16 protein-coding genes are annotated in these 7,652 nt (G+C 52.5%); all 16 read right to left on the bottom strand.

Annotated elements, in window-relative coordinates:
- Window positions 1-79: 79 nt before the first annotated feature.
- The 16 genes from rpsD to rpsQ all read right to left on the bottom strand — a co-directional run bounded on the left by rpsD (window position 80) and on the right by rpsQ (window position 7,611).
- Entirely contained in the window at window positions 80-700 is a 621-nt protein-coding gene (gene rpsD / locus ABYP39_RS15870) for a 30S ribosomal protein S4 (RefSeq protein WP_372749167.1), read from the bottom strand.
- A gap of 26 nt (window positions 701-726) precedes the next feature.
- Window positions 727-1,113, bottom strand: coding sequence for a 30S ribosomal protein S11 (gene rpsK, locus ABYP39_RS15865; RefSeq protein WP_183410241.1), 387 nt, complete (start codon window positions 1,111-1,113; stop codon window positions 727-729).
- A 108-nt stretch (window positions 1,114-1,221) separates the two neighbouring features.
- A complete protein-coding gene (gene rpsM, locus ABYP39_RS15860; RefSeq protein ID WP_372749166.1) occupies window positions 1,222-1,578 on the bottom strand; it encodes a 30S ribosomal protein S13 in 357 nt (118 codons plus the stop codon).
- Between the two features lie 109 nt (window positions 1,579-1,687).
- Window positions 1,688-1,804 carry a 50S ribosomal protein L36 gene (rpmJ, locus tag ABYP39_RS15855; RefSeq protein WP_183410239.1) on the bottom strand — a complete coding sequence of 39 codons (117 nt, stop codon included), beginning with the start codon at window positions 1,802-1,804 and terminating at the stop codon, window positions 1,688-1,690.
- 30 nt (window positions 1,805-1,834) lie between these two features.
- Entirely contained in the window at window positions 1,835-3,163 is a 1,329-nt protein-coding gene (gene secY / locus ABYP39_RS15850) for a preprotein translocase subunit SecY (RefSeq protein ID WP_372783501.1), read from the bottom strand.
- A 12-nt stretch (window positions 3,164-3,175) separates the two neighbouring features.
- Window positions 3,176-3,610: a 50S ribosomal protein L15 gene (gene rplO, locus ABYP39_RS15845; protein ID WP_372758669.1), complete on the bottom strand. Its 435-nt coding sequence runs from the start codon at window positions 3,608-3,610 to the stop codon at window positions 3,176-3,178.
- 15 nt (window positions 3,611-3,625) lie between these two features.
- Window positions 3,626-3,805: a 50S ribosomal protein L30 gene (gene rpmD, locus ABYP39_RS15840; protein WP_372747761.1), complete on the bottom strand. Its 180-nt coding sequence runs from the start codon at window positions 3,803-3,805 to the stop codon at window positions 3,626-3,628.
- Between the two features lie 19 nt (window positions 3,806-3,824).
- The gene (gene rpsE, locus ABYP39_RS15835) at window positions 3,825-4,334 is read right to left on the bottom strand and encodes a 30S ribosomal protein S5 (RefSeq protein WP_372758655.1); all 510 of its coding nucleotides are present in this window, start codon (window positions 4,332-4,334) and stop codon (window positions 3,825-3,827) included.
- Between the two features lie 10 nt (window positions 4,335-4,344).
- Entirely contained in the window at window positions 4,345-4,695 is a 351-nt protein-coding gene (gene rplR / locus ABYP39_RS15830; protein WP_372758656.1) for a 50S ribosomal protein L18, read from the bottom strand.
- An 11-nt stretch (window positions 4,696-4,706) separates the two neighbouring features.
- Window positions 4,707-5,237, bottom strand: a complete 531-nt coding sequence (rplF, locus tag ABYP39_RS15825; RefSeq protein ID WP_372758657.1) for a 50S ribosomal protein L6 — start codon at window positions 5,235-5,237, stop codon at window positions 4,707-4,709.
- A 25-nt stretch (window positions 5,238-5,262) separates the two neighbouring features.
- Window positions 5,263-5,658, bottom strand: a complete 396-nt coding sequence (gene rpsH, locus ABYP39_RS15820) for a 30S ribosomal protein S8 (protein WP_372758658.1) — start codon at window positions 5,656-5,658, stop codon at window positions 5,263-5,265.
- A 49-nt stretch (window positions 5,659-5,707) separates the two neighbouring features.
- Window positions 5,708-6,013, bottom strand: a complete 306-nt coding sequence (rpsN, locus tag ABYP39_RS15815; protein ID WP_372758659.1) for a 30S ribosomal protein S14 — start codon at window positions 6,011-6,013, stop codon at window positions 5,708-5,710.
- 12 nt (window positions 6,014-6,025) lie between these two features.
- A complete protein-coding gene (gene rplE, locus ABYP39_RS15810) occupies window positions 6,026-6,565 on the bottom strand; it encodes a 50S ribosomal protein L5 (RefSeq protein ID WP_372758660.1) in 540 nt (179 codons plus the stop codon).
- Window positions 6,566-6,582: 17 nt separating this feature from the next.
- A complete protein-coding gene (gene rplX / locus ABYP39_RS15805; protein WP_372758661.1) occupies window positions 6,583-6,894 on the bottom strand; it encodes a 50S ribosomal protein L24 in 312 nt (103 codons plus the stop codon).
- 29 nt (window positions 6,895-6,923) lie between these two features.
- Window positions 6,924-7,292 carry a 50S ribosomal protein L14 gene (gene rplN, locus ABYP39_RS15800; RefSeq protein WP_372758662.1) on the bottom strand — a complete coding sequence of 123 codons (369 nt, stop codon included), beginning with the start codon at window positions 7,290-7,292 and terminating at the stop codon, window positions 6,924-6,926.
- A gap of 52 nt (window positions 7,293-7,344) precedes the next feature.
- A complete protein-coding gene (rpsQ, locus tag ABYP39_RS15795) occupies window positions 7,345-7,611 on the bottom strand; it encodes a 30S ribosomal protein S17 (RefSeq protein ID WP_372758663.1) in 267 nt (88 codons plus the stop codon).
- Window positions 7,612-7,652: the final 41 nt, after the last annotated feature.

The following is a 7,652-nucleotide window of genomic DNA, read 5'->3' as shown; positions in this document are numbered from 1 at the left end:
GAATCACGCGGGGTGTGAGAAATTCGTTCACTGCACTCTGCATAGTTTCACCTGTAGTGAGATTAACTGGGCTGACAACTTACTTAGAGTAAAGCTCAACAATCAAATGCTCGTTGATCTCTGAAGAGAGGTCAGTGCGATCTGGATTGGCTTTAAAAGTGCCTTCCATTTTGTCCGCGTTTACGTCAATCCAGCCGATGTCACCGCGCTGAGCGGCCAACGCCATCGCAGATTTAATGCGCAGCTGGTTTTTTGACTTTTCACGAACAGAGACCACGTCGCCAGGTTTAACCTGATACGAGGCAATGTTAACAGTCTGACCGTTAACCGCGATGGCCTTGTGGGATACCAGCTGACGAGCTTCAGCGCGAGTAGCACCGAAACCGATACGGTAAACCACGTTATCGAGGCGCGACTCAAGCAGGCGCAGCAGGTTTTCACCAGTAGCACCTTTCAGGCGCGCAGCCTCTTTGTAGTAATTGCGGAATTGCTTTTCCAGAACGCCATACATACGGCGAACCTTTTGCTTTTCACGCAACTGGACACCGTAGTCTGACAAACGACCACGACGCGCACCGTGCATACCCGGTGCTGTTTCAGCCTTGCATTTCGAATCCAGAGGACGGACGCCGCTCTTGAGAAACAGGTCAGTGCCTTCCCGTCTGGAGAGTTTGCAGCTAGGGCCTATGTAACGAGCCATACCATGTATTCCTGTTTATCTGTTAATTACACGCGACGTTTTTTCGGCGGACGGCATCCATTGTGCGGGATGGGCGTCACGTCGGTAATATTGGTGATTTTGTATCCGCAATTGTTCAATGCACGGACAGCAGATTCACGACCGGGCCCTGGACCTTTAACTTCGACGTCCAGGTTTTTGAGGCCGTAGTCCTTCGCAGCTTCACCAGCGCGCTCAGCAGCTACCTGCGCAGCGAACGGGGTGCTCTTACGTGAACCACGGAAACCGCTACCACCGGCAGTTGCCCAGCTCAGGGTGTTGCCCTGGCGGTCAGTGATGGTAACGATCGTGTTATTAAATGATGCGTGGATATGGGCAACGCCATCCACTACGGTTTTCTTTACCTTTTTACGGGTAGAACCGGGCTTAGCCATGTTTACGTCCTATCTCTAATATCAACACTACACATTGTCTTCAGCCTGAGCCGGACGGGGTGTAGCTACACTAAAGCGGAAACCAAAAGTCGCAGATACTAACAAACGTTACTTGCGAATCGGTTTACGCGGGCCTTTACGGGTGCGGGCATTGGTTTTCGTGCGCTGTCCACGAACTGGCAAGCTACGACGATGACGCAGACCACGGTAGCAGCCCAGGTCAAGCAGACGCTTGATGTTCATAGATACTTCGCGACGAAGATCACCTTCAACCTGGATTTTGCCGATTTCATTACGCAGCAAATCCAGTTGCTCTTCGTTCAGATCACCAATTTTGGCATCTTCCGCTACACCCGTTGCCGCACACAGACTTTTGGCTGTGGTGCGACCGATTCCGTAGATGTAAGTCAACGAAATCACGGCGTGTTTGTTATCTGGTATGTTTACACCAGCAATACGAGCCATTTATAACACTCCAAACAATAATTCCGGGTTCAAACCCGGTACCCAGCCTTGATGCAGCGGGCTACCGCACGCGAAAGGCGCGATAGTCTATACGCAAGGCCCAGACAAATCAACCCTGACGCTGCTTATGGCGCGGTTCTGCAGAGCAGATAACCCGTACCACACCTTTGCGGCGAACCATTTTACAGTTGCGGCAAATTTTCTTTACTGATGCGCGCACTTTCATTTCAACTTCTCCTGAAAACCGGGCCGGCTCTTAACGCAGGCCGCCACCGTAATTTTTGAGGTTTGCCTTTTTCATCACTGACTCATATTGATGAGACATGAGATGCGACTGAACCTGTGCCATGAAATCCATAACCACCACAACCACGATCAGCAGCGAGGTACCGCCCAGATAAAAGGGCACATTCCACATCACTACCAAGAACTGCGGCAGCAGACAAACCAGCGCAATATACAGTGAACCGAACATGGTCAGGCGGGTTAATACGCCATCTATGTAATTCGCTGTTTGCGCACCTGGACGAATACCGGGCAGGAACGCACCGGACTTCTTCAGGTTCTCTGCGACTTCATTCGGGTTGAACATCAACGCCGTATAGAAGAAGCAGAAGAAAACGATCAATACTGTGAACAACAGGATGTTCAACGGCTGGCCGGGACCAATCGCGAGAGCAACCTCCTGCAGCCACTCCATCCCTTCGTCACCGCTCTGCCCAAACCACTGCGCTATAGACGCAGGAAACAGCAGGATCGAGCTTGCAAAAATGGCTGGGATAACACCCGCCATGTTGACCTTGAGCGGCAGATGGCTGCTCTGGGCCTGATACATCTTGCGACCGCGCTGTTGCTTGGCATAGTTGACGGTGATACGACGCTGGCCCCGCTCGATAAACACCACCAGATAAATCACCGCAATTGCCAGCGCGAGGATACCCAGCAACACCAGGATGTTGATCTCACCCTGACGCGCCTGCTCCAGCGATTGCACAACTGCGGCAGGCAGGCCCGCCACAATACCAGCAAAGATCAACAGCGAAATCCCGTTGCCGATCCCGCGCTCGGTGATCTGTTCACCCAGCCACATCATGAACACTGCGCCAGTTACCAGTGAAACTACGGCAACAAAATAAAACGCAAAGTTCGGCTCAAATGCGAGGCCTTGATTGCCCATACCGACGGCCATACCAGTACCCTGGAGGGTCGCCAACGCTACCGTAAGATAGCGAGTGTATTGGGTAATCTTGCGTCGCCCAGCTTCACCTTCTTTCTTAAGCGCTTCGAGCTGCGGGCTCACCGCCGACATCAGCTGCATAATGATAGATGCAGAGATGTAAGGCATGATGCCGAGCGCGAGTATACTCATCCGCTCCAGAGCACCACCGGAAAACATGTTGAACAGCCCCAGAATCGTACCTTGATTCTGGTTAAACAGTGCTGCCAGCTGATCCGGGTTGATGCCAGGTACTGGAATATGGGTGCCGATGCGATAAACAATTATCGCCAGCAGTACAAAACGAAGGCGAGCAAACAGCTCGCCTAATCCTGCCTGATTGATGGACCCCGGTCCTGGCTTCGCCATGCTGTACCCCGATTAGTCTTCGACTTTACCGCCAGCTTTTTCAATCAGCTCACGTGCGCCTTTTGTCACAGCCAATCCCTTGATGGTTACTGCCTTGGTCAACTCACCAGACAGGAACACTTTGGCACGCTCAATGTTAGTGCCTACGATGTCGGCGCGCTTGAGCGCATCGAGATCGATTACATCGGCATCAACTTTCGCCAGCTCAGCCGTACGCACCTGCGCAGTTACCCGCGCCAGACGAGATGTAAAGCCGTACTTCGGCAGACGCTTCTGCAAGGGCATTTGACCGCCTTCGAAACCGGGGCGTACTTTACCGCCGGAACGAGACTTCAAACCCTTGTGACCGCGGCCACCGGTTTTACCCAGGCCACTACCAATACCGCGTCCGCGGCGCTTAGCATCTTTCGTGCGACCGGGCGCTGGGCTCAATGTATTCAAACGCATATCTGAGCTCATCACTTAATCCTCAACACGAACCATGTAATTAACTTTATTGATCATGCCGCGAACAGAAGGAGTATCTTCGACTTCAACGGTATGACCAATCCGGCGCAGACCCAATCCTGCCACGCAGGCTTTATGAGCTTGCAGACGGCCTGATGTAGACCGGGTTTGGGTTACTTTGATCGTTTTCGCCATGGTTCCAATTCCAGCTCGTTTAGCTTGTAATCTCTTCGACTGACTTACCGCGCTTGGCAGCAACATCTTCCGGCGATGAAATTGCTTTCAGGCCGTTGATGGTAGCGCGAACCACGTTTACCGGGTTGGTCGAGCCGTAGCACTTCGCCAGTACGTTATGAACGCCGGCAATTTCAAGTACTGCGCGCATCGCACCACCGGCAATTACGCCAGTACCTTCTGATGCAGGCTGCATGTATACCTTGGATGCACCGTGGCGTGCCTTCACCGGGTACTGAATAGTGTGGCCATTCAGATCCACCTGGATCATGTTGCGACGCGCGGCTTCCATGGCTTTCTGGATAGCGACCGGCACTTCACGCGCCTTGCCACGACCGAAACCTACTTTGCCATTACCATCGCCAACAACAGTCAATGCGGTGAAGCCGAAGATCCGACCACCTTTAACCACTTTAGCGACGCGGTTTACCTGAACCAGCTTTTCCTGCAGGCCTTCGGTATTGTCTTTACTTTTCTGCTCGTATGCCATTGCTCGCCTCTTAGAATTCCAAGCCGCCTTCACGTGCAGCGTCAGCCAGTGCTTTAACACGGCCGTGGTAACGGAAACCGCTACGGTCAAACGCTACACTGGTAACACCGGCAGCCTTGGCACGCTCGGCAATTAACTTGCCTACACTTGCTGCAGCATCTGCATTACCCGTTGCATTACCGCGCAACTCCTTGTCGAGCGTAGACGCACTGGCCAGCACCTTGTCACCCTCGGCTGTAGTAACCTGGGCGTACATGTGGCGCGGTGTGCGATGTACGGTCAAGCGGACTGCACGAAGTTCACGCATTTTGACACGTGAGCGACGGGCGCGACGTAATCTTGAATCTCTCTTTACGCTCATAATCTCAGCCTTTACTTCTTCTTCGCTTCTTTACGGCGGACGTACTCATCCGCGTAACGCACACCCTTGCCTTTATAAGGCTCTGGCGGACGGAAGGCGCGAATTTCAGAAGCGACCTGACCCAACAATTGTTTGTCTGCAGCTTTCAGCACGATCTCAGTCTGACTGGGAGTTTCAGCAGAAACGCCCTTTGGCAGCTGATAATCGATTGGGTGTGAGAAACCCAGCGTCAAGTTAACAGTGTTTCCGGAAGCTTTAGCTCGATAACCAACACCGTTCAGCTGAAGCTTTCGTTCGAACCCCTGGCTAACACCGACAACCATGTTGTTGACGAGTGCGCGGGTAGTACCCGCCATCGCCCAGCCGCCTTTTGGGTCACGAGGAGCGAACACCAGAGTGTTCTCTTCCTGCTTGACTTCAACGGACGCATGGATCGCCAGTGTCAGGTTCCCGTTAGAACCCTTGATCGCGATGTCGCTGTCGCCCAGCTTGACCTCGACGCCCTTGGGGATGCTTACCGGGTCTTTAGCTACTCTAGACATTTTGTAAACTCGCCAATATCAATCTTTAGAAGACGGTACAGAGTACTTCGCCACCAACACCGGCAGCACGGGCTGCTCGGTCAGTCATCACACCTTTGCTGGTGGAGACAATGGCAACACCCAATCCGCCGCGTACTTTCGGCAGCTCATCTTTCCCGGCGTAGGTACGGAGACCGGGACGGCTGGAGCGCTGAATTTCAGCGATAACCGGCTTGCCTTGGAAATATTTCAGGTCGATAACCAGTTGCGCTTTCGCGCCATCTTGCTCAACACGATGACCTGCGACGTAACCTTCTTCCAACAATACGTTAGCAACGGATTGCTTTAACTTTGAAGACGGCATAGCAACGCTGGTCTTTCCTGCCATTTGAGCGTTGCGGATGCGGGTCAACATATCCGCCAACGGGTCTTGCATGCTCATGTTCTGCTCCCAACTCTGGCCGGAGTGACCGGCGCCACAATACTCTTGATTACCAACTGGCCTTAACCAGGCCAGGAACGTCACCGCGCATCGCTGCTTCACGCAGCTGGTTACGGCACAGGCCAAACTTGCGGTAAACCGCATGTGGACGGCCAGTCAGCTGGCAGCGACGCTGCTGACGGATAGGACTGGCATTGCGGGGCAATTTCTGCAGCGCAATCTGCGCATCCCACTTTTCTTCATCAGAAGCCGACTGGCTGCTGAGGATTGCTTTCAATTCAGCACGCTTCGCCGCGTATTTAGCGACCGTTTTAGCTCGCTTGGCTTCACGGGCTTTCATTGACTGCTTTGCCATAATCTCTACCCTTTAGTTCTTGAATGGGAATTTGAATGCTTTCAACAAAGCTCGACCTTCATCGTTGTTACGCGCTGAAGTGGTAATGGTGATATCCAGACCACGCAGCTTGTCGACTTTGTCGTATTCAATTTCCGGAAAAATAATCTGTTCTGTTACGCCCATCGCGAAGTTGCCGCGACCGTCAAATGACTTCGGGCTGATGCCGCGAAAGTCGCGAACACGAGGGATCGCAATGCTGATCAGGCGCTCCAGGAAGTCATACATACGCTCGCCGCGCAGTGTAACTTTGGCACCGATCGGCCAACCATCACGAATCTTAAAGCCCGCGATGGATTTGCGCGCTTTGGTGACAACTGGTTTTTGACCAGCGATACGCTCCAGATCAGCAACTGCGCTGTCCAGAACCTTCTTGTCGCCCACAGCCTCACCAACACCCATGTTCAGTGTGATCTTAGTGATGCGCGGAACTTCCATTACGTTCGCCAAGCCAAGCTCTTCTTTCAGCTTGCTGCGCAATTCTGTGTCGTAGAGCTCTTTCAGATTCGCCATGTTCTTTTCCAACCAACTTACGCGTCGATTACTTCGCCGCTGGATTTAAAAATGCGTACTTTCTTACCGTCTTCTACCTTAAAGCCAACACGGTCAGCCTTGCTGGTAGCCGGATTGAAGATAGCGATGTTAGAAATCTGGATCGCCGCTTCTTTCTCAACGATGCCGCCGGCTACACCTGCCTGCGGATTGGCGCGCTGGTGTTTTTTCACCATGTTTACGCCAGCAACCAATACACGCTCACCGAGTACTTTACGTACCTTGCCGCGCTTACCTTTGTCTTTACCGGTGATGACGATTACTTCGTCATCCTTTTTGATCTTACGCATTCTGCTTCAACCCTTTCCGTTACCGTGCCTTACAGCACTTCCGGTGCCAGAGAGATAATTTTCATGAATCGTTCGCTGCGAAGCTCCCGAGTCACCGGCCCAAAAATACGCGTACCGATCGGTGCCAGGTTGTTGTTCAGCAGCACCGCAGCGTTATCGTCAAAACGGATCACAGAACCGTCCCCACGACGCACACCCTTTTTGGTACGAACTACAACAGCGCTCATAACCTGGCCTTTCTTCACTTTGCCACGCGGAATCGCCTCTTTAACGGAAACCTTGATCAGATCTCCAACGCGCGCGTAGCGTCGGTGTGAACCACCCAGCACTTTGATACACATAACGCGACGGGCACCGCTGTTATCTGCTACATCCAAATACGATTGTGTTTGAATCATGTCCTACCCCAAACCCTTATCTGTGTATCACTACCGATTACACAACAGCCGCTTAAACTTCGGCGGCACTCTCTTCGATCCGCAACAGAGTCCAGGACTTTGTTTTGGACAATGGACGAGTCTCGCTGATGGTTACCAAGTCGCCACTCTTGCACTCGTTGTTCTCGTCGTGCGCATGAATCTTGGAAGACTTGGTGATGTACTTGCCGTACACCGGGTGCTTCACTCGACGCTCAACGAGGACAGTGATGGTTTTTTCCATCTTGTCACTGACCACTCTACCGGTGGCAGTACGTGCATTGTTTGATGCTTCCGCCATTATCAGTTACCTGCCTTTTGTTTGAGCACTGTCTTGACGCG

This window comes from Litorivivens sp. (assembly GCF_041625495.1).
GTDB lineage: Bacteria > Pseudomonadota > Gammaproteobacteria > Pseudomonadales > Spongiibacteraceae > Litorivivens.
This window is presented reverse-complemented; position numbering and strand designations above follow the sequence as displayed.